Annotated in this window: 19 protein-coding genes; 4 read left to right on the forward strand and 15 right to left on the reverse strand. The window is 59.4% G+C overall.

The annotated features are described in order from the left end of the window. Positions 1-294 precede the first annotated feature (294 nt). From NA637_RS15945 to NA637_RS15970, 6 genes are all read right to left on the reverse strand, one after another. Complete coding sequence (locus tag NA637_RS15945) at positions 295-960, reverse strand: response regulator transcription factor (protein ID WP_256073316.1); 666 nt, start codon at positions 958-960, stop codon at positions 295-297. A 335-nt stretch (positions 961-1,295) separates the two neighbouring features. Further along, entirely contained in the window at positions 1,296-2,087 is a 792-nt protein-coding gene (locus tag NA637_RS15950; RefSeq protein WP_256073317.1) for an ABC transporter permease, read from the reverse strand. A 49-nt stretch (positions 2,088-2,136) separates the two neighbouring features. Beyond that, positions 2,137-2,865, reverse strand: coding sequence for an ABC transporter ATP-binding protein (locus NA637_RS15955; protein ID WP_256073318.1), 729 nt, complete (start codon positions 2,863-2,865; stop codon positions 2,137-2,139). After that, the gene (locus NA637_RS15960) at positions 2,862-3,833 is read right to left on the reverse strand and encodes a YVTN family beta-propeller repeat protein (protein ID WP_256073319.1); all 972 of its coding nucleotides are present in this window, start codon (positions 3,831-3,833) and stop codon (positions 2,862-2,864) included. The genes NA637_RS15955 and NA637_RS15960 overlap by 4 nt, the downstream gene beginning before the upstream one ends. 31 nt (positions 3,834-3,864) lie before the next feature. Then, positions 3,865-4,347: a tetratricopeptide repeat protein gene (locus tag NA637_RS15965; protein WP_256073333.1), complete on the reverse strand. Its 483-nt coding sequence runs from the start codon at positions 4,345-4,347 to the stop codon at positions 3,865-3,867. 5 nt (positions 4,348-4,352) lie between these two features. Next, positions 4,353-5,546, reverse strand: a complete 1,194-nt coding sequence (locus tag NA637_RS15970) for an ABC transporter substrate-binding protein (RefSeq protein WP_256073320.1) — start codon at positions 5,544-5,546, stop codon at positions 4,353-4,355. A gap of 153 nt (positions 5,547-5,699) precedes the next feature. Between NA637_RS15970 and NA637_RS15975 the strand changes: the two genes are divergently transcribed. Next, positions 5,700-6,137 carry a copper-binding protein gene (locus NA637_RS15975; protein WP_256073321.1) on the forward strand — a complete coding sequence of 146 codons (438 nt, stop codon included), beginning with the start codon at positions 5,700-5,702 and terminating at the stop codon, positions 6,135-6,137. A gap of 95 nt (positions 6,138-6,232) precedes the next feature. On the opposite strand, the gene fabI is transcribed toward NA637_RS15975, so the two are convergent. The 9 genes from fabI to gloB form a co-directional block, all read right to left on the reverse strand. Continuing rightward, positions 6,233-7,027, reverse strand: coding sequence for an enoyl-ACP reductase FabI (fabI, locus tag NA637_RS15980; protein ID WP_256073322.1), 795 nt, complete (start codon positions 7,025-7,027; stop codon positions 6,233-6,235). Then, entirely contained in the window at positions 7,008-8,657 is a 1,650-nt protein-coding gene (locus NA637_RS15985; RefSeq protein ID WP_256073323.1) for an ABC transporter ATP-binding protein, read from the reverse strand. The genes fabI and NA637_RS15985 overlap by 20 nt, the downstream gene beginning before the upstream one ends. Position 8,658: 1 nt before the next feature. After that, positions 8,659-9,678, reverse strand: coding sequence for an ABC transporter permease (locus NA637_RS15990; RefSeq protein ID WP_256073324.1), 1,020 nt, complete (start codon positions 9,676-9,678; stop codon positions 8,659-8,661). Between the two features lies 1 nt (position 9,679). After that, positions 9,680-10,753 (reverse strand): microcin C ABC transporter permease YejB, encoded by a 1,074-nt coding sequence (locus NA637_RS15995; RefSeq protein ID WP_256073325.1) that lies wholly within the window; start codon positions 10,751-10,753, stop codon positions 9,680-9,682. 2 nt (positions 10,754-10,755) lie between these two features. Continuing rightward, positions 10,756-12,633 carry an extracellular solute-binding protein gene (locus tag NA637_RS16000; RefSeq protein ID WP_256073326.1) on the reverse strand — a complete coding sequence of 626 codons (1,878 nt, stop codon included), beginning with the start codon at positions 12,631-12,633 and terminating at the stop codon, positions 10,756-10,758. Beyond that, positions 12,630-14,462 carry an extracellular solute-binding protein gene (locus NA637_RS16005; protein ID WP_256073334.1) on the reverse strand — a complete coding sequence of 611 codons (1,833 nt, stop codon included), beginning with the start codon at positions 14,460-14,462 and terminating at the stop codon, positions 12,630-12,632. The genes NA637_RS16000 and NA637_RS16005 overlap by 4 nt, the downstream gene beginning before the upstream one ends. Positions 14,463-14,507: 45 nt before the next feature. Further along, positions 14,508-14,849: a hypothetical protein gene (locus NA637_RS16010; RefSeq protein ID WP_256073327.1), complete on the reverse strand. Its 342-nt coding sequence runs from the start codon at positions 14,847-14,849 to the stop codon at positions 14,508-14,510. Between the two features lie 74 nt (positions 14,850-14,923). Continuing rightward, complete coding sequence (locus NA637_RS16015; protein WP_256073328.1) at positions 14,924-16,492, reverse strand: lytic transglycosylase domain-containing protein; 1,569 nt, start codon at positions 16,490-16,492, stop codon at positions 14,924-14,926. 100 nt (positions 16,493-16,592) lie between these two features. Further along, the gene (gene gloB, locus NA637_RS16020) at positions 16,593-17,372 is read right to left on the reverse strand and encodes a hydroxyacylglutathione hydrolase (RefSeq protein ID WP_256073329.1); all 780 of its coding nucleotides are present in this window, start codon (positions 17,370-17,372) and stop codon (positions 16,593-16,595) included. Positions 17,373-17,491: 119 nt separating this feature from the next. On the opposite strand from gloB, the gene NA637_RS16025 reads away from it, so the two are divergent. Genes NA637_RS16025 through dnaQ form a run of 3 tightly spaced genes read left to right on the forward strand, consistent with a single transcriptional unit; the run spans position 17,492 to position 19,490 of the window. Continuing rightward, positions 17,492-18,247, forward strand: coding sequence for a class I SAM-dependent methyltransferase (locus tag NA637_RS16025; RefSeq protein ID WP_256073330.1), 756 nt, complete (start codon positions 17,492-17,494; stop codon positions 18,245-18,247). Positions 18,248-18,265: 18 nt separating this feature from the next. After that, entirely contained in the window at positions 18,266-18,718 is a 453-nt protein-coding gene (rnhA, locus tag NA637_RS16030; protein WP_256073331.1) for a ribonuclease HI, read from the forward strand. Positions 18,719-18,728: 10 nt separating this feature from the next. After that, positions 18,729-19,490 (forward strand): DNA polymerase III subunit epsilon, encoded by a 762-nt coding sequence (dnaQ, locus tag NA637_RS16035; protein WP_256073332.1) that lies wholly within the window; start codon positions 18,729-18,731, stop codon positions 19,488-19,490. Positions 19,491-19,745: the final 255 nt, after the last annotated feature.

Here is a 19,745-nt window from a genome sequence, read left to right on the forward strand (position 1 = left end):
GGGCAGCGCCTGAGTCTGTCGATTGTTCGCCTGAATATGCCCGCACTCGGGGCACTGCTGGCTGGTTTGCTAGACGGCGGACGCACTCCGCCCAAAACTCAAAAGCACCACGCCAAGCCCGACCCACCCACAAAAGCAACAACCACCACAATCCCCTGTAGCGAGCTTGCTCGCGATCCCGTCGTCAAACGCAACTCGACTGCTGTGCCCACCCCCGATTCGCCAGCCAGCTGGCTCTACAGGGGATTTTCAGCTTGTTGCTGGGGCACGCGTGGCCGCGTTGGTAATGGCAAATCACCTGCGCAGATACGCGGTGAAGTCGATATCGCCCGCCGAGAGGATGGCTTGTACACGGTTGTGCACGTTGAGCTTGCGCAGGATGGCCGAAACATGAGCCTTGACCGTGGTTTCGGCGATATCGAGGTTATAGGCAATCTGCTTGTTGGATTCACCCTTGGTCATGCGTTCGAGCACCAGTAGCTGCTTGCGGGTCAGTGCCTGCAACAGTTCGGGTGGAATGCTCTGTTCGTTGTGCTGGGAGCGCCGCGTGTTGGCTTTCTGGCTGCGGATAATGTCCGAAGGCAGGTAGACATTGCCGTTGAGGATCTGCTCGATGGCTTCGGTCATCTGCGCGCGCGGCGATGACTTGGTGATGAAGCCGCACGCGCCGTAGGTGATGGCCTGCAGCACCACTTGCTTGTCCTGCTCGGCGGACACGATCACCACTGGAATGGTCGGCGCCTCGTTGCGCATGTTGATCAGGCCGTTCAGGCCGTGCATGCCGGGCATGTTCAGGTCGAGCAGCACCAGGTCGAGATCGTCATTTTCCAGCGCCATCGCCAGCGCACTGTCCAGATCGGCGGTTTCGAGGATCTGGCTGCCTGGAAAGCCGTCCTGGATGACGTTATGGATGGCTTCTCGAAAAAGCGGGTGGTCGTCAGCGATCAGTATCTTGTACATGGCCGGTCACCTCGTTGTTTTGATTATGGTGGGGTAGATCGGAAAGAAGACCTTCGGTGTGCGCGGCTTCGATCGACAATGGCAGCCATTGCGCGGCACCTGTTCGATCCGAACCTGTCCGCCCATAAGCTTGCCCAGTCCTGCGAGAGAAAACCATCGGTGCGAACAGCCGTGGCGTCTTCTGCGCTGCAAGGCCCTGTGCTCTGCGGCGAACCCGGTTGGCTTTGGCATGCCCAGCTTTTCAGTACTTCGGTCGGCGAGACTACAGTGCAAAGTACAGCGGCCTGAATCCTACAATGGACAGGGAAACCAGCACCAAAGTAGCAGAGAATGGCTCAGGTCGCCCGGCGTAGCGCGGCGTGCTGCGGATTGAAACTGAGCACCGCAAGCAGACTGAACAGTAGCGTCAGGCCCAGGCACACCGCCAGCGCGAGCGGATTGAGACGTTCATACAGTGCAAAGCGAACCAACTCCACGGCGTAGGTAAAGGGGTTAAACGAGCAGATCCAGAACAACCATTCACTGGCTTCGCGCATTTTCCAGAGTGGATAGAGCGCCGACGACAAGAAAAACATCGGAAAGATGACGAAATTCATCACCCCGGCGAAGTTTTCCAGCTGCCGAATGCCGTTGGATAACAACAGCCCCAGCGCACTCAGCAGCAACGCTACCAGCAACAAGGCTGGTAGCGCGGTAAGCAGGCCAGCCGCAGGCGGTTGCACGCCGTAGAACCAGGCGACAAGCAGGAACGCGTAGACCTGCAGCAGCGAGATCAGCGCAGTCGCCAATAGCTTGCTCGCCAGCAGAAAACTGCGCGGCAGCGGACTGGTCAGCAGCACGCGCATGCTGCCCATCTCGCGGTCGTACACCATCGAGAGGGAGCCCTGCATGCCGTTGAACAGCAGAATCATGCATGCCAGCCCCGGTACGATCCAGGTCTCGTAGGTGATATAGGTCTCGTAGGGCTCGATAATCGCGATGCCCAGCGCGGCACGGAATCCGGCTGCGAACACCACCAACCAGAGCAGGGGCCGCACCAAGGCACTGAAGAACCGTGAGCGCTGCTGAACGAAGCGCAGCCACTCGCGAAACACGATGGCCCGCAGGCATTCCCAATAGGGGTTCATGGCCGGGATTCCTGAATTGAGGCGGGGCATACGGTTTGAGCGGGACACATCACGCCGGCACAGCGTTGCGAGTGAGACGGGCAAAGGTCTGCTGCAGGCTGCCATCGGCAGCAGCCAGCTCATCAGCGCGACCCTGCGCTACGAGGTTGCCGCGATCGAGAATGATCAGTTCGTCACTTGCCTGTACCTCGTCGAGCAGGTGGGTCGTCCAGAGCACGCTCATGCCTTGCTCGTTGCAAAGCGATCTCACATGATCGTTGAGGTTCTGGCGGCTGGCTGGATCGAGTCCCGCGCTGGCTTCATCGAGCAGCAGCAGGCTCGGCTTGTGGAGCAGGGCACGGGCGATTTCCACCCTTCGGCGATGGCCGCCGTTGAGTTCGCGCACCTTGCTTTTGCGGCGCTCGCTCAGTTGTTGGCGATCCAGTTCCACTTCGATCCGGTCACGGGCAACATTGCGCGGCATGCCATGCAAGGCGGCGTGATAGCGCAGGTTCTGCTCGACGCTGAGATCCAGATCCAGCGTGCTTTGCTGAAAAACCACCCCAAGTCGCCGCAAGGCTTCGCGCGGCTGGCTGCGCAGACTGAAGCCGGCCACCTGAATGTCGCCCTGCTGCAAGTCGTACAGGCGCGTCAACAACGCGATCAGCGTCGACTTCCCAGCACCGTTGGGGCCGAGCAGGGCGGTGAAACCTCCGGCCGCCGTGTTGAAACTCACGTCGTGCAGCGCCTGACGTTCCCCGTAGGCGAAGCTGATGCGCTCAACCCGCAGCGCGCTCATGGCGCGACCACCACGCCCCAGGGGTAGCGGCCGACCTTGATCGATTTGATCACCTTGAGCGAGTCCACATCGATCACCGAAACATCGCCGCTGACGCCATTGGTGGTCAGCAATTGACTCTCATCGAGGTTGAACGCCATGTGCCAGACCCGGCGACCCACCAGCAGGTAGTCGACTACCTCATAGGTCTTCGCATCGACCACGGCGATATGGTTGGCCGGGCCGAGCGCGACGAACGCATAGTTGCCGTCCGAGCTGAGCTTGATGCCGACCGGCTGGACCTTGTCCGGGTGCACGCCTTTGATCTTGAAGTTCAGCGTCCTGATGATTTCGCGCTTTTCGACGTCAACGACGCTTACCGTTCCGCCGATCTCCGACGAGGCCCAGAGCAGCGTGCTTTCCTTGTTGAACTCGACATGGCGCGGTCGCTGGTCGACCAGGGTGTTGTCCACCAACTGGTTGGTACTGGTGTCGATCCAGTGCAGCATGTTGGTGGTTTCGCTGGTATTCACCGCCCATTTGCCATCCGGGCTGACGCCCATGCCCTCTGGCTCGACGCCGACATCGATCTGCGCCAGTACCTCCTCGCTGTCGACGTCGACCACCGTTACCAGCGCATCGTCCTCGTTGGAGATGTACAGCCATTTGTTGTTCGGGTGCAGGGCGAACTGTTCGGGGTCCGCGCCGGATGGCAACTGCTTGATGATCTTGCGGGTCGCCAGGTCCATGACCTGCACCGTGTCCGAGTCGCTGGCGCAGATGTAGAGCAGCTTGTTGTCGCCTGACAACGTCAGCCCGCGCGGACGCTGGCCAACCTCGAGCGTCTCGACCGTTTCCAGCGTATCCAGATCGATCACACTGATGGTGTCGTCCTTTTCGTTCGACACATAGGCAGTGGCCGCCAGGGCCGATGCGCTGGCGCCAGCGAGCGTGCAGGAAATGGCAGCAGCAAGGAGTGTTCGGGGCATGGATAGATTCTCTTGTTGTTGTGTGAACCGCTCAGCGGGCAATTTGATTCGGTGACTGATCCATACGCAGCAAGTATTCGTCCGCTTCGCTCTGACCGCCTTCGGATGCACGTTCCAGCCACATTCGCGCGGCCTTCGGGTCTTTTTTCACACCGCGCCCTTCGGCTAGCGCCGTACCCCAGTGGTATCGGGCCAAGCTCACGTAGCTGGCATCATCAGGCTGGTTGGCGCCGCGCTCCATGAGCGCAGCGGCTTTGTCCAGATCTACCGGCACGCCCGAGCCAGACTCGTACATCTGCGCCAGCCAGATCATCGAATACACGTCGTTCCAGCGCGCGATGCAGTCCTCGAATATCTGCCTGGCGACGCCGAAATTTCCGGTTTTGGCAGTGACGTAGCCGTACATGCATTTGATTCGCTTCGGGCTGTCGATGTAGGCGTCATAGCCCAGCTCGCTCGCGCTCGCGGCTTGCGCCAAACCGCTAAGAATCAGACCGCAAATGCAACGGGACATGATGCTCATCGGCTCGCCTCGCTCAACCGACACTGGCTCTCTGCACGATCGAAGCCCAGGGTGTCCAGTTCGCTGGTGGGGTGCAGGAAGCCCTCCTGGGGCGAGTTGGCTACCAGGCCGCGTGGATGCACGAGCGGGATCGGCTGGCGCAGTTGGCCGTTCCAGGGCCGGAACGTCAGCTTGCGGCCTTTGAATCCATCGACCGGCAGCGTCTCGCTCAGCAATATCTGGCGTATTGCGTCGGGGTCGGCGATGCCGAGCCTGGTGACTGCCGTGGCCAGGCTGCGCACGCCGATCCAGGCGGCGAAATCGCGGTCGTTCATCCAGCGATTGGCATGCGCTTCGAAGCGCTTCTGCAGCTGCGCAGCGCCATAGGTTTCGACCGTTTTGTGCCAGCCGGTCGGGATCAGGCCCTGCGTGCCCACTACCGGCCGCGGCAGCCAGGTGTGGTAGGGCACGTACTCGCCGAAGTCGCCGCGCTCATCGGCCACCACGACGACGTCGTACTCGCCAGCTTGAGTGAACAGGGGCATGTCGGCTTGAGCTGTGCGCCGCTGGTCGTTATCGAAGGACCATGGCTTCTCTTCGATGATCTTGTGGCCGAACCGCTTGGCGGCACGCTTGAGCGCCTCGGCATAGGCCAGATCCTCCTCGGTCGGCCCGCTGATCAACAGCCAGCGGTTCCAACGGCGCACGGCAAGGAACTGCCCCAGCGCGTCGGCCAACGTGCTGCGGCTTGGGAGGGTATGCAGCACGTTACCCAGGCAGCGGGACGTGCGAAGTGCGTCCGCTGGGCTGCCGGCATTGATCAGCAGGCTGTCCGGCAGGGCGGCGGCTAGCGCTTCCAGGCTCGTCGCGGGCGCATTCACGACGAACAATCGCACCCCCAGATCATGCAGTTGCCGGGCCTCGTTCTGGAGTTGCTCTGGTGTTTCGGCCGTGACGCTATGCAAGGCATAGCCGTGCTTGAGGAAACGTCCGGTGCTGTTGCTGTCGGCAATGGCCAGTTCGGCACCGCTCAAGCCGGCATCAACCGGCTCGGGGATCACGTTGGATAGTAGAGGGCCCGGGGCCGGGCGGTAGCCGAGGTAACCGATGCGCACCGAAAGTTCTGGCTCCGCTGCGCCTGCGTCACTGACGAAAGCGGCGCAACAGGCGAGGGCGATCAAGCAACGGCTGCGGAAAGAAAGAGGGCACATGGACGACTCCTATGGCGTTGCGGTCAGCATAGGAACCCTGTCGGGGCGGGGGAATATGCAGAAAGTACCAGCGGCTGTGTACCAAGGTAGTAAACCGGCGCCTGGCGGCCACCTCTAGCATAGGACCGTGCATAACAATAACGAGAAGACTCCATGCCTTCATTCAAAGCGCTGACTCTTCAGCTCCTGTTGATCGCCAGCCTGATCGGCTTCGACCAGGTGCTTGCCGCCGGTGACCTTACCCGTCGCACGCAATCGCTGCCGGATCTGACCTTCGGTTCCGAAGAAAGTGATTACGCGGTCTCGCAGAAGGAGTACCAACTCGAGACCGGCGTCGCTTATCAACTCAAGATTATCGCCGAAGGCCAGAAAGAATGCGCTTTTCAGGCCCCGGAGTTTTTTCAGGCACTCTTCCTGCGAAAGATCGAAGCCGGTGGCGTGGAAATCAAGGCCGTGACCCTGGTCGAGCTTGAATTCGAAGAAGCCGGTGAGGCGGAAATCTTCTTCCTGCCGATCAAGCCCGGCCGTTTCCCCTTCTACTGCAAAGGGCTGCAGAACAAGGGCATGGAGGGCAGCTTCGTGGTCAAGTAGCGCCTCAACCTGCGGCCCTTGGAAACGGACATTGAACCTGTCAGCACGCTGGCGCAACAGCCTGCTGGTCTCGCGGTTTAATAGCCTCGGGTAGATCAGTCTTCCATCGCGCCCATCGCAGTGGTATTGAAACCACCGTCGACATAGAGGATCTCGCCACTGATACCGGAAGCCAGATCTGAACAGAGGAAGGCACCCGCATTGCCGACCTCGTCAATGGTGACATTGCGGCGTAGCGGCGTCTGCTTTTCGTTGGCCGCCAGCATTTTGCGGAAGCTCTTGATCCCAGAGGCGGCCAGCGTACGGATCGGGCCAGCGGATACGGCGTTGACACGAGTGCCCTCTGGGCCCAGGCTGCCGGCGAGGTAGCGAACGCCTGCCTCGAGACTGGCCTTGGCCATGCCCATTACGTTGTAGTTGGGCATGGTGCGCTCAGCACCGAGGTAGGAGAGCGTGAGGATGCTGCCGTTGCGGCCCTTCATCATCGGACGCCCGGCCTTGGCCAGCGCGACCAGGCTGTAGGCACTGATGTCGTGGGCGATGCGGAAACCTTCGCGGGTGGTGACGTCGGTGAAGTCGCCGTCGAGCTGATCGCCCGGAGCAAAGCCGACTGAGTGAACGATACCGTCCAGACCGTCCCACTTCTTGCCGAGCTCTTCGAATACCTTGACGATCTCGTCGTCGCTGGCGACATCACACGGAAAGCACAACTCCGGGCCCGAGCCCCAGCCAGCAGCGAACGCCTCGACGCGGCCCTTGAGCTTCTCATTTTGATAGGTGAAGGCCAGTTCGGCGCCCTCACGGTGCATGGCCGCGGCGATGCCGGAGGCAATCGACAGCTTGCTGGCGACACCGACGATCAATACGCGCTTACCGGTTAGAAAACCCATGTGCTAGTCCCTCTTCTGGTTGTTCATCAGTGGCTGGGACCATGAAGGCTGATTCCAGTAACTGTTGTGTATATGGATGTTGGGGAGCGGCGAAGATAGCCTCTGCCATTCCCTGTTCAACGACCTTACCTTGCTTGACCACCATCATCTGATGGCTCAACGCCCGAACCACTGCCAGGTCATGGCTGATGAACAGGTAGGTCAGGTTGTACTTGGCCTGAAGTGAGCGCAGTAGCTCGACTACTTGCCGCTGTACGGTTCGATCCAATGCCGAGGTGGGTTCATCCAGCAGGATCAGATCAGGCTTGAGCACCAGGGCCCTGGCGATGGCGATTCGCTGTCGTTGGCCTCCCGAAAACTCATGAGGGTAACGGTGCCGACTTTCCGGGTCGAGTCCAACCTCGACCAAGGCATCGATGATTGCCTGCGCTTGCTCCTCGGCCGAACCCAAGCCATGGATACTGAGCCCCTCTCCGACGATCTGCCCCACCGACATGCGGGGGCTGAGACTGCCGAAAGGATCCTGAAACACCACCTGCATCTGCCGCCGCAATGGGCGCACTGCCCGTTGCGACATCGTCTCAAGCGCCTGGCCCTGAAAGCGGATCTCGCCGCTGCTCGAAAGCAGACGCAGAATAGCCAAACCCAGCGTGGATTTCCCCGAGCCACTTTCGCCGACAATGCCCAGCGTCTGACCTTTCGGCAGGTTGAACGTGACGCCGTCGACTGCCTTGATATGGTCCACGGTGTGCCTGAAAAGCCCCTTCTTGATAGGGAACCAGACCCGCAGATCATTCACCTCCAGCAGTGTTGGCGACGAGGGTTCAACCGGCACCGGTCCGCCGCTAGGCTCTGCCCCGAGCAGTTCCCGTGTATAGGGATGCTGCGGCGAGCGGAACAGTTCCTCGCAAGGTGCCTGTTCGACGACACAACCACTCTTCATGACACATACATGGTGAGCGATTCGGCGAACCAGGTTCAGGTCGTGACTGATCAGTAGCAGCGCCATGCCTAGACGGGCCTGTAGCTCTTTGAGCAGCTCGAGTATTTTCAGCTGCACGGTGACGTCCAGTGCAGTGGTGGGTTCGTCGGCGATCAGCAACTCGGGTTCGTTTGCCAGCGCCATGGCAATCACCACGCGCTGGCGCTGGCCGCCCGAAAGTTCATGCGGATAGGCCCGAATTCGCTTGGCAGGTTCCGGTATCCCGACCAGCTCGAGAAGCTCGAGGGTGCGCGCCGTGGCTGCTCTGCCATTGAGCCCTTTGTGAATCTCTAGCACCTCGTTGATCTGCTTGCCAATGGTGTGCAACGGGTTGAGCGAGGTCATCGGCTCCTGAAAGACCATGGCGATACGGTCGCCACGGATGCCGCGCATGCGTTTCTCGCTTGCCTTGAGCAGATCTTCCCCAGCGTAGCGAATGACGCCTGCCGGATGCTGCGCGAGGGGGTAGGGCAGCAGCCGCAGGATCGAGTGCGCCGTGACGGATTTGCCGGATCCGCTTTCACCCACCAGCGCCAGCGTCTCGCCTTTGCGGATATCGAAGCTCACGCCCGTCACCACGCGCTGGGCCTGACCATTGGTGACGAACTCGACGGCCAGATCGCGGACCTCGATAAGGTTCTCGGTCATGCTATTTCCTTGGGTCGAAGGCATCGCGAGCAGCCTCGCCGATGAATACCAGCAAGGTCAGCATGATCGCGAGGACCATGAATGCACTGATGCCCAGCCACGGCGCCTGCAGATTTGCCTTGCCTTGTGCGACCAGCTCACCCAGCGAGGGGGCGCCAGGCGGCAAGCCGAAGCCGAGGAAATCCAAGGCGGTCAGGGTGCCGATCGCACCGGTGAGGATGAATGGCATGAAAGTCATCGTCGAAACCATCGCATTGGGCAGAATGTGGCGGAACATGATTGCGCCGTTGCGCATGCCCAATGCGCGTGCAGCCCGTACGTATTCGAGATTGCGGCCGCGCAGGAACTCAGCCCGAACCACATCGACCAGGCTCATCCAGGAGAACAGCAACATGATGCCGAGCAGCCACCAGAAGTTCGGCTGCACAAAGCTTGCAAGGATGATCAGCAGATAGAGCACCGGCAGGCCGGACCATATTTCCAGGACCCGCTGACCAACGAGGTCGACCCAGCCGCCGTAGAAACCCTGCAGCGCGCCGGCAATTACGCCGATTACCGAGCTGATAACCGTCAGGGTCAATGCAAACAAAACCGAAATACGAAATCCGTAAATGACCCTTGCGAGCACGTCACGCCCCTGGTCATCGGTCCCCAGCCAGTTATCCCGGGATGGCGGTGCGGGGGCAGGTACTTGCAGGTCGTAGTTGATGCTCGAATGGTGAAAAGGAATCGGTGGCCAGAGCATCCAGCCGTCCTTCTTTTCGATCAGTTCCTGAATGTAAGGGCCTTTGTAGTTGGCCTGCAGCGGAAACTCGCCACCGAAGACGGTCTCTGGATAGCGCTTGAACACGGGCACATACCAGTCGCCATCGAAACGAACCACGATCGGCTTGTCGTTGGCAATCAGCTCGGCACCCAGGCTCAGGACGAACAATGTCAGGAATATCCAAAGCGACCACCAGCCGCGCTTGTGGGCCTTGAACAGGGCGAACCGGCGCTGGTTCAGCGGCGACAGCTTCATCTCAAGCCTCCCTGCTTTCGAAGTCGATTCGGGGATCGACGAGCGTATAGGTCAGGTCGCCGATGAGCTTGACTACCAGGCCGAGCAAGGTGAAGAGAAAAAGCGTGCCGAACACGACCGGATAATCACGATTGATGGCCGCCTCGAAACTGAGCAGGCCAAGGCCGTCCAGCGAGAAAATGACCTCGATCAGCAGTGAGCCGGTAAAAAACATGCCGATGAATGCCGAGGGGAAGCCAGCAATGATGATCAGCATGGCGTTACGGAACACGTGGCCATACAGCACGCGATTTTTGCTCAGGCCTTTGGCACGTGCCGTGATCACGTACTGCTTGTTTATTTCATCGAGGAAGCTGTTTTTCGTCAGCAAGGTGAGCGTCGCGAAATTTCCGATCACCAATGCCGTAACGGGAAGCGCAAGATGCCAGAAGTAATCGATGATCTTGCCGGTGAGCGAAAGCTCGTCGAAGTTTCCAGAGGTCAGCCCCCGCAGCGGGAACCAGTTCCAGTAGCTGCCTCCGGCGAACAGCACGATCAACAGGATGGCGAACAGGAACGCAGGTATTGCATAGCCGATGATGATGGCCGAACTGGTCCAGACGTCGAATGCGCTGCCATGTCGAGTTGCCTTGGCGATCCCCAGTGGGATCGATGCCAGGTACATGATGAGCGTGCTCCATAGCCCCAGCGAGATCGACACCGGCAGTTTTTCGATAATCAGATCGGTCACGCTGGCATCGCGGAAAAAGCTTTCACCGAAATCCAGCCGCAGGTAGTTGCTGAGCATGATCCAGAAGCGTTCCGGTGCCGGTTTGTCGAAGCCGTACAAACGCTCGATCTCGGCGATCAGATCCGGATCCAGGCCTTGCGCGCCGCGGTAGCTGTTGCTTCCGGTGGCGACCTCGGAGCCGCCCCCCGCGATGCGGCTGGTTGCTCCTTCGAAGCCCTCCAGCTTGGCGATCGCTTGTTCGACAGGGCCGCCGGGTGCGGCCTGAATGATGATGAAATTGATCACCAAGATGCCGAACAGAGTTGGGATGATCAGCAACAGGCGCCGGAAAATGTATGCGAGCATGCCTATTGTTCCGTCGTTCGGGTGACGCGGGTATCGGTTTCGGTCGCTGGCTTGTCTTCAAGCGGTTCCGGGTCGGGCGTGTCTACGTCTGGCTTGTTCCACCAGGTCATCAGGCCAATATCGTAACGTGGCGTAATCTTCGGGTGAGCCAGATGGTTCCAGTACGCGACACGCCAGGTCTTGATGTGCCAGTTAGGAATTACGTAGTGGCCTGCGAGCAATACACGGTCCAGCGCGCGAGTGCGTGTGATCAACTCGTCCCGCGAGTCAGCGGCAATCAGCTTCTCGACCAGCACATCGATGGCGGGGTCTTTCAGCCCGATGTAATTGCGGCTGCCTGGATTATCGGCACTCGAGGAGTGCCAGTACTCACGTTGCTCATTGCCTGGCGAGCTCGACTGGCCGAAGCCGCTGACAATCATGTCGTAGTCCCGTGAACGCAGCCGGTTGATGTATTGCGATACGTCGACGCGGCGGAGCTCAAGGTCGATGCCCAGACTGGCAAGGTTACGCTTGTAGGGCAGCAGCACGCGCTCGAAGTCTGCCTGCACCAACAGAAACTCGAGTTTGACCGGCTTGCCCTTGGCGTCCACCATCTGGTCGTTTTCAATCTTCCAGCCGGCTGCCGTAAGCAGCTCGTAGGCCCGGCGCTGCTGTGCGCGGATGATGCCATCGGCGTTGGTTTGTGGCAGTTCGAAGGGTTTTTCGAACACCTGATCCGGAATTTGGCCGCGTAGTGGTTCGAGGATGCTCAATTCCTGCTCGCTGGGCAGGCCCGAGGACGCCAGCTCGGAGTTGTCGAAATAGCTGGTGGTGCGTGTGTAGGCACCGTTGAATAATTGGCGATTTGTCCATTCGAAATCGAAGAGCAGCGCCAGGGCTTCTCGAACCCTGGAATCCTGCAATCGGTCCCTGCGGATGTTGAATATGAATCCCTGCATGCCTTGAGGATTGTGATTGGCGATTTCCTCCTTGAGGATCCGCCCGTCCTTGACGGCCTCGATATCATAGGCAGTGGCCCAGTTCTTCGCGCTCGTCTCCAGCCAATAATCGAAGTGTCCTGCCTTGAAGGCCTGAAGCGCTACGGTGTTGTCGCGGTAGTAATCAATGTTGACGTGATCAAAGTTATAGAAACCTCGGTTCACCGCGAGGTTCTTGCCCCAGTAATCTTCGACGCGGGCATAACGGACTGAGCGACCCGCTTCTGCTCGCTCGATGCGATAGGGCCCGCTGCCCAACGGGGCTTCCATACTGCCAACGGCGAAGTCCTTGTCTGCCCACCGATGCTTCGGCAGGACCGGCAGCTGGCCAAGGATCAGCGGCAGCTCTCGATTCCCGGCGTGCTTGAAATCGAAGCGGACGCGACGCGGGCCTTCTATCACGGCTTTTTCGACGTCCGCGTAGTAGCCACGGTAATGCGGCGCGCCCTTGCTGATCAGCGTTTCGAAAGTGAACACGACATCCTCGGCCTTGACCGGCTCGCCGTCATGAAACTTCGCCTCGGGCCGCAGATAGAAACGCACCCACTCATTGTTAGGCCCTTTCTCGATCTTTTCTGCGAGCAGGCCATAAACCGTGAAGGGCTCGTCAAGGCTGTTAGTCGTCAGCGTGTCATAGACGAGGCCTATGTCATCCGCAGCTACGCCTTTGTTGATGAACGGGTTGAGCGAATCAAAACTGCCGAAACCTGCCTGGCGCAGCGTTCCGCCTTTGGGGGCGTCCGGATTGACGTACTCGAAATGAGAAAAGTCAGACGGATATTTGGGCTGCTCACCATACAGGGTCAGCGCATGTTGCGGCGCCGCTTCGGCCAGGCCCGTGAGCGAGAGCAGGGCGACGGTGCCCACTCGTAGAAACAGCCGACGTATGTTGTTTGTCATTTAGCCTTCTCCTCCAGGTCCTTCAACCACCACGCGCGCAATCCCAGCGTGTAAGGCGGTGTGGTGACGTGGGCAAACCGATTACGGTATGCCAGACGGTGGTAACTGATGTACCAATTGGGGATGGTGTAGTGATTCCAGAGCAGAACGCGGTCGATAGCGCGTGTGGCGGCTATCTGCTCGTCCCGGGTCTTCGCCGCAAGCAGTTTCTCGAGCATTGTGTCGACGATGGGGTTGGCGACACCGGCATAGTTGCGACCGCCCTTTATGTTCACCTGGCTTGAATGGAAATACAGCCACTGTTCCAGCCCAGGGCTGAGACTCTGTCCCAGCGTGGCCAGGATCATGTCGTAGTCGTACTGATCAAGCCGCTGCTTGTACTGCGCGCCATCGACAGTTCGCAGGCGGGCGGATATGCCGATCCGCGACAGGTTCTCCACATAGGGCTGGAGTATCCGCTCGAGACCTGGATTGACCAGCAGAATCTCGAACCTGAATGGACGCCCCGCCTTGTCGCGAAGGCCGTCGGGGGTCAGCTTCCAGCCGGCATCCGCGAGCAAAGCCAGCGCCTTGCGCAACGTGTCGCGTGGAATTCCGCGCCCGTCCGTTTTCGGTAATTTGAATGGCTCGGTGAAGAGCTGCGCCGGCAGTTGCTCCCTGAATGGCGAGAGCAGGAGCCATTCCCCACCTTCTGGTGTCCCGGTCGCGGAGAACACGCTGTTCGGATAGTAGCTTTCGCTGCGCTGGTAGGCCCCATAGAACAGGGCGCGGTTAGTCCACTCGAAGTCGAACAGCATGCCCAAAGCCTGCCGCACCCTGATGTCGGCAAAGGTCGAACGACGCGCGTTCATGAACATTGCCTGGGTCTGGGTAGGGATTTCGTGTGGAATCTCTGCGCGAATTACGTCACCGCGCAGAACCGCAGGGAATTGATAGCCATTGGCCCAGTTTTTTGCCTGGTGCTCGATGTAGTAGTCGAACTCACCGACCTTGAAGGCTTCGAAGGCGACAGTCGTGTCGCGATAGAACTCCACGTCGACCCGATTGAAGTTGTACTTGCCGCGGTTGGCGGGGAGCTCGCTACCCCACCAGTTCTTCACTTTCTCGAAGGTAACGCGTCGTCCTGGCTGAACATCGCTGATTCTGTAAGGGCCACTGCCCAATGGTGGCTCGAACGTGGTTGCGCGGAAATCCCGGGCCTTCCAATAGTGTTGCGGCAGCACCGGCAACTCGCCCAGGCGCATAATCAGCAACGGCTGGCCCGGTTTGTCGAACACGAAACGAATGCGATGGCGATTGAGTATGTCGACGCGATCAACGCCCTGCAGATCGGTGCGGTAGCGCGGGTGACCATCTTTGATCAACAGCCGATAAGAAAAGGCGACGTCGTAAGCCGTGATCGGGCGGCCATCGTGAAAGCGCGCCGAGTCGCGCAGGTTGAAAACCACCCAGCTATGGTTGTCGCTGTATTCGATGGTCTCGGCGATCAGGCCGTACGCTGAAGCGGGTTCGTCGCCTGATGGATCATAGACGCCTGTCCCAACCATCAGCGGCTCGTTCAGTTCAGAGACGCCGTATTGGAAGAAGCCGGGTGTTGCGGTCGGGCTGGTTCCCTTGAAGGTGTAGGGATTCAGCGTGTCAAACGTGCCGGAAGCCATTAGCCGCACGTTGCCACCCTTAGGCGCATCGGGGTTCACCCACTCGAAATGAGTAAAGTCTTGCGCATATTTAAGGGTGCCGAACTGCGCATATCCGTGGCTTTCGCTGATGGTGGCGAACGACGGAAAGCTCAGTCCCAGACAGCTCAACAGTAATAGGATGGGTCGCATCAAACGGTGAATCCGATCCATGGCGCTTTCGGTCTTTTCGGCCGGCTACAGTAACAGCTTGTATCCGCTGGAAAAAGGCCGGCCATCTGGGCAAACTGCCTTTCCCTTCAGCCACCCGATCCCTGGGTGAAGTCCCGAATTTTGAGTGAAACCCAAGCAGTCGAGCAGGTGCTTGGTATCAGTTTTCGCCCGCTTGACCTGGGGCTGATCAAAAGCTGGAATATCGGTGAGTTGGCCAGCTTCGCTCATGGGGCGGGCACCCTGCGGGATCGCGCAGTGCACGCCGTAAGCCTGGGGTTCGAGATTGGCGTGCCCTATGCGGACAATCGCGTATCCGATAGAGCGCTGAAACCCGATCAGTTTGTCGCCTTTCAGCGGTTTACCCAACTGGCCGGGCACTGTCTCGATGCACTGGGCAAGCGCAATCGAGCCGGGCCGCCTAAGCTTTTGCGCGCCGCAGCTCAGCGAGGAATGTACAGCGTAAGGGTCTGGCCCGGTTTGAGCATCGCGCTGTCTCTGGGGTTCCAGGTCTTCAAGTTGTTGATTTGAACATTGAAGCGCTTGGCGATCACATAAAGCGAATCACCTTTCCTGACCTTGTAATAGGTCGGCGCGGGTTTGGTCTGCCGGTTATTGCCGGCAGCCTGGAGAAAGAGTGCCTGGCCAGCCTTGAGGTTGCTGCCTGACAGGTTGTTCCAGCGCTGCAGATCACGGACCGAAACCTTCTGTGCTTTGGCGATATCCCAGAGACTGTCACCTTGGCGCACGCGGTAGCTGCGCGGTGCCGGCTGGCTTCTCGCAACCGCGTGGAGCAATTGCTGAGACTGTGCCGCGTCGGCTGGTTGCGGAATGCTCAGCACCTGCCCGATCTGCAGGTGATCGCTGCGCAGGCGATTGATATCGCTAATGATGCTGACGGATAGGCGATGCCGGTTGGCGATTGCGCCCAACGTGTCACCAGGACGTACCTTGTATTGCTGCCAGTCAACCAAATCCTGCGGTTTCATCAGCGCAAGGTTGGCCGCAAACATCTCGGCCTTGTCGCTTGGGACCAGCAGGTGCTGCGGGCCGTCCAGCGTAACGCGCCGAGTAAACGCGGGGTTCAGCTGGTAGATCTCGTCTTCGTCCAGGTCCACCATCTCGGCGACCCTGGCGAGATCCATGCGCTGTTTCAACGCGACTACTTCAAAATAGGGCTCGTTGGCGATCGGGTTCAGATTCAGTCCATATGCCTCAGGGCTTTGCACCATCTGCGAAAGTGCCAGCAGTTTTGGTACGTAATCGCGCGTCTCTCGAGGAAGGGGCAAATTCCAGTAGTCCGTCGGCAGGCCGAGCTTCTGGTTTCGCTCGATGGCCCGGCTGACGGTTCCTTCGCCGGCATTATAGGCAGCCAGCGCAAGCAACCAGTCGTCGCTGAACAGGCCATGGAGATAGGTCAGGTAGCGCAGCGCTGCGGTGGTGGACGCGGTGATGTCGCGCCTGCCGTCATACCAGCTGGTCTGTTGCAAATTAAAATGGCGGCCTGTCGAAGGGATGAACTGCCAAAGGCCGACTGCCTGAGCTGGAGAATAAGCAAATGGGTTGTACGCGCTCTCGATAATGGGCAGCAGTGCCAGCTCGAGGGGCATGTCGCGTTCTTCGAGCTGTTCGATGATGTAATGGATGTAAGGGCTGCCTCGCTCGCTTGCCATCTCGATGGATTTCGGGCGGCTGGAAAAAAGCAGGCGCTGTTGCTCGATGCGCGGATTGCTGTCCAGATGGTCCTGTAGCTTGAATCCGTGCCTGATGCGATCCCATATATCCACATGGGTCGGCTCTGCCGGCGCTTTCGTCGTGAGCCACAGGGCGTCCTGCACCATCGGCACTGCCCTGGTATGGGCATCGCCTTCTGTCGGGGCTCGGGAGTCTGTCGGGGCTCGGGAGGCGGTGCTCTGGCAGCCGGCTATAGCGAGACAGATCGCTAGCGCCAGGGCCCGGCCGGAGGCTGCCAAGGCGTCCGGCTGTGGGCTGTTCGTAGAGTCGGACGGCATTGGCTGATGGGCTCCCTAGGCGCAAATTCGAGGGAGTGTAGGAATGCCGCTCCGGTGGGTCAACCCGATGCCTGGGTTTTCGGCGACTGGTCGATCTTCATCAAAAACTGTCTTTCCATCCTCGAAGTACCGAGAACACGGCTTCTGCCGTTTCCAGTGGCCGACCGGCATGTCGACTTGCTGCGGCTGCCACTTCGGGTTCCCTGCAGCGCAGGAAGGGGTTGGTGGTGTGTTCGGTAGCCAGATCGGAAGGCAGCGTGATGCGGTTTGTCTCACGCAGGTGGACGACCTGTTCGAGGCGTTCAGCGATATCAGGGTTTTCCGGTTCGACTGCCTGAGCAAACCGCAGATTGCTCAGCGTGTACTCATGGGTGCAATAGATCCTGGTCGTTGCAGGCAGTGCGGCAAGCCGTTGCAGTGAGGTGAACATCTGGATGGCGGTGCCCTCGAACAGGCGGCCACAACCTGCAGCAAACAGGGTGTCGCCGCTCAATAACCAGGGCGCTTGGGCGTCATCATGAAAATAGGCAATGTGACCACTGGTATGGCCCGGAACCTCAAAAACGTCTAATTCCTGGCCGAGAATGCGGATGCGCTGCCCGTCGACCAGCGCATCATCTCTGGCCGGTATGGTTTCGCTCGCCGGGCCATGGACCGTTGCGCCATATTGGGCCTTGAGCTGCTCGACGCCGCCTACATGGTCGTAGTGGTGATGGGTGATCAGAATGTCAGTCAATTGCCAGCCGGGGCGCGTGTCCAGCCATTGCTGAACAGGGGTAGCCTCACCCGGGTCTACCGCTGCGCAGAGACGCCTTTGAGGATCCTGCAGCAACCAGATGTAGTTGTCGGTGAAGGCGGGCAGAGCGTCTATTTTCAACATATGTACGGGTCGCCAAGTGATTAGCAAAAGCGCATCCTAACAGCCGCACCAATACTAATAGCGTTGAACCGATCGGGCGTATTGATCGGGTCGGCCAAACCGACGAATGGAGGCTAGCCATGAGTGAGTCTTGTGCCAAGTCGGATGAACGCTGGCTGTCGCTGATGAACAATGCCAGTGCCTGGTTCGATGGTCCATCAGGGCGACAACTGCTTGAGCATGAGCAGTTGGCGATCAATCAGCAGCTGTCGCGGTGTTTCGGCAGCTACCTGGTGCATTACGGGCCATTTGCCAATACAGCGATCGAGCCGCAGAAGATCAAGCGCAGCGTTCGCTTGGGGCCGCCACTTGCAGGTGTCGAAATCGTCTGCGAGGAGCAATCCTGGCCGATCGGCGAACATGCTGCTGACGTTGTTGTGCTTCAGCATGGTCTGGATTTCAGCTTGTCGCCGCACGCCCTGCTGCGTGAAGCCGCCCGCAGCGTTCGCCCGGGAGGGCATTTGCTGATCGTTGGGGTCAACCCTTGGAGTGCCTGGGGGGCGACACGCTTGCTGTCACGCAAGGCGTTTCGCCACGCTCGTTGCATTCGTCCGACGCGAGTAGGTGACTGGTTGAACCTGCTTGGATTCGCGCTGGAGAAACGGCAGTTCGGATGCTATTGTCCGCCGCTTTCGTCGAGCCAATGGCGGGCACGGTTATCCGGCATGGAGACTGCGGGACAAAGGTCGCAATTGCCTACGGGAGGTTTCTACCTGCTTGTGGCGCGAAAGCTTATGGTAGGCCTGCGACCCGTGCGGCAAAGCCGTCGTGAACGCATGGGCCAGCTGCTACCGATGCCTGTGGCGAAGGTCAGTCGCCGGGATGCCGAACAGTAATAGGCAAATAATTTTCTCATGAGTGACGAAACGGTCGAGATCTATACGGACGGTGCCTGCAAGGGCAATCCTGGTCCGGGTGGCTGGGGTGCGCTGCTGCTCTACAAGGGCGTGGAGCGTGAACTCTGGGGTGGCGAGGCGGAAACCACCAACAACCGCATGGAGTTGACGGCTGCCATCCGTGCACTGGAAGAGCTGAAGCGGCCTTGCCAGGTAAAGCTGGTAACCGACTCCCAATATGTTATGCAGGGCATCAATGACTGGATGCCCAACTGGAAGAAGCGCGGCTGGAAGACCGCCGCCAGACAACCTGTCAAAAATGCTGATCTTTGGCGGCTGTTGGATGAGCAGGTCAACCGCCATCAGGTGAGTTGGCAGTGGGTCCGCGGACATACGGGGCACCCGGGAAACGAGCGCGCCGATCTCCTGGCCAATCGCGGCGTAGTACAAGCCAAACGACAACCTGCCTGAGTAATGTGATATGCGTAGTGTAGTACTCGATACCGAAACCACTGGTATGCCAGTAACCGATGGTCACCGGATCGTCGAGATAGGCTGTGTCGAGGTCATCGGCCGGCGCCTTACCGGCCGGCATTATCACGTTTACCTGCAGCCGGATCGTGAGGTGGACGAGGGCGCCATCGCTGTTCACGGGATCACCAATGAGTTCCTCACCGATAAGCCTCGGTTCAGGGAGGTTGCCGATGAGTTCTTCGAATTCATAAAGGGCGCCCAGCTGATCATCCATAACGCTGCGTTCGATGTTGGATTCATCAATAACGAGTTTGCGCTGCTTGGTCAGCAGGAGCGTGCCGAGCTAAGCGATCACTGCAGCATCCTCGATACTCTGCTGATGGCCCGTGAACGGCATCCGGGCCAGCGCAACAGCCTTGATGCGTTGTGTAAACGCTATGGGGTCGACAACTCGGGGCGCGATCTTCACGGTGCGCTGCTCGACGCGGAGATCCTCGCCGACGTCTACCTGACAATGACGGGCGGACAAACCAACTTGTCCCTGGCGGGTGACGGTGCCGATTCTGGAAGTGGCGGCCGTCAGCAGGCTACGCCTGTCCGCCGGTTGCCAGCCGACCGCCCCAGCACCTTGGTGATTCGCGCCAATGCCGAAGAAGTCGCTGCGCATGCGGCACGCATGCAGGCCATCGAGAAGGCAGCGGGTGCCGTGCCCCTCTGGGTTCAGTTGGAGCAGTCCGTCCACAACGAGGCGCAAGCGTTACCGGTCTGAGACGTTGGCGTCGCCGCGACCACAGCCGCTTCGGCGCGGCGCAATAAATTCTTGCCTGGTGCTTGCGGGTAGAGCCTCTACGCTGGAGCGGACTCCCTTCAGGACGCAGTCATGTATCAGGACCTTAAATTCCCCATTGAACGAGCCCCATGAAAGACAGGGCAGCATTTCCCCCTTACGATAAGGGATAGGCAAACGGCTATGTTTATGACCCGGTGCGCGACAAGCCCCGCCGTTCAGGGCGGGGAAGGATAG

The sequence above is a fragment of the Stutzerimonas stutzeri genome (genome assembly GCF_024448935.1).
Lineage (GTDB): Bacteria > Pseudomonadota > Gammaproteobacteria > Pseudomonadales > Pseudomonadaceae > Stutzerimonas > Stutzerimonas stutzeri_AO.

Bases quoted from the DNA above. Each gene is read 5' to 3' on its own strand.
- NA637_RS15945 (WP_256073316.1), bottom strand. From the start codon at position 960: ATGTACAAGATACTGATCGCTGACGACCACCCGCTTTTTCGAGAAGCC.
- NA637_RS15950 (WP_256073317.1), bottom strand. From the start codon at position 2,087: ATGAACCCCTATTGGGAATGCCTGCGGGCCATCGTGTTTCGCGAGTGG.
- NA637_RS15955 (WP_256073318.1), bottom strand. From the start codon at position 2,865: ATGAGCGCGCTGCGGGTTGAGCGCATCAGCTTCGCCTACGGGGAACGT.
- NA637_RS15960 (WP_256073319.1), bottom strand. From the start codon at position 3,833: ATGCCCCGAACACTCCTTGCTGCTGCCATTTCCTGCACGCTCGCTGGC.
- NA637_RS15965 (WP_256073333.1), bottom strand. From the start codon at position 4,347: ATGTCCCGTTGCATTTGCGGTCTGATTCTTAGCGGTTTGGCGCAAGCC.
- NA637_RS15970 (WP_256073320.1), bottom strand. From the start codon at position 5,546: ATGTGCCCTCTTTCTTTCCGCAGCCGTTGCTTGATCGCCCTCGCCTGT.
- NA637_RS15975 (WP_256073321.1), top strand. From the start codon at position 5,700: ATGCCTTCATTCAAAGCGCTGACTCTTCAGCTCCTGTTGATCGCCAGC.
- fabI (WP_256073322.1), bottom strand. From the start codon at position 7,027: ATGGGTTTTCTAACCGGTAAGCGCGTATTGATCGTCGGTGTCGCCAGC.
- NA637_RS15985 (WP_256073323.1), bottom strand. From the start codon at position 8,657: ATGACCGAGAACCTTATCGAGGTCCGCGATCTGGCCGTCGAGTTCGTC.
- NA637_RS15990 (WP_256073324.1), bottom strand. From the start codon at position 9,678: ATGAAGCTGTCGCCGCTGAACCAGCGCCGGTTCGCCCTGTTCAAGGCC.
- NA637_RS15995 (WP_256073325.1), bottom strand. From the start codon at position 10,753: ATGCTCGCATACATTTTCCGGCGCCTGTTGCTGATCATCCCAACTCTG.
- NA637_RS16000 (WP_256073326.1), bottom strand. From the start codon at position 12,633: ATGACAAACAACATACGTCGGCTGTTTCTACGAGTGGGCACCGTCGCC.
- NA637_RS16005 (WP_256073334.1), bottom strand. From the start codon at position 14,462: ATGCGACCCATCCTATTACTGTTGAGCTGTCTGGGACTGAGCTTTCCG.
- NA637_RS16015 (WP_256073328.1), bottom strand. From the start codon at position 16,492: ATGCCGTCCGACTCTACGAACAGCCCACAGCCGGACGCCTTGGCAGCC.
- gloB (WP_256073329.1), bottom strand. From the start codon at position 17,372: ATGTTGAAAATAGACGCTCTGCCCGCCTTCACCGACAACTACATCTGG.
- NA637_RS16025 (WP_256073330.1), top strand. From the start codon at position 17,492: ATGAGTGAGTCTTGTGCCAAGTCGGATGAACGCTGGCTGTCGCTGATG.
- rnhA (WP_256073331.1), top strand. From the start codon at position 18,266: ATGAGTGACGAAACGGTCGAGATCTATACGGACGGTGCCTGCAAGGGC.
- dnaQ (WP_256073332.1), top strand. From the start codon at position 18,729: ATGCGTAGTGTAGTACTCGATACCGAAACCACTGGTATGCCAGTAACC.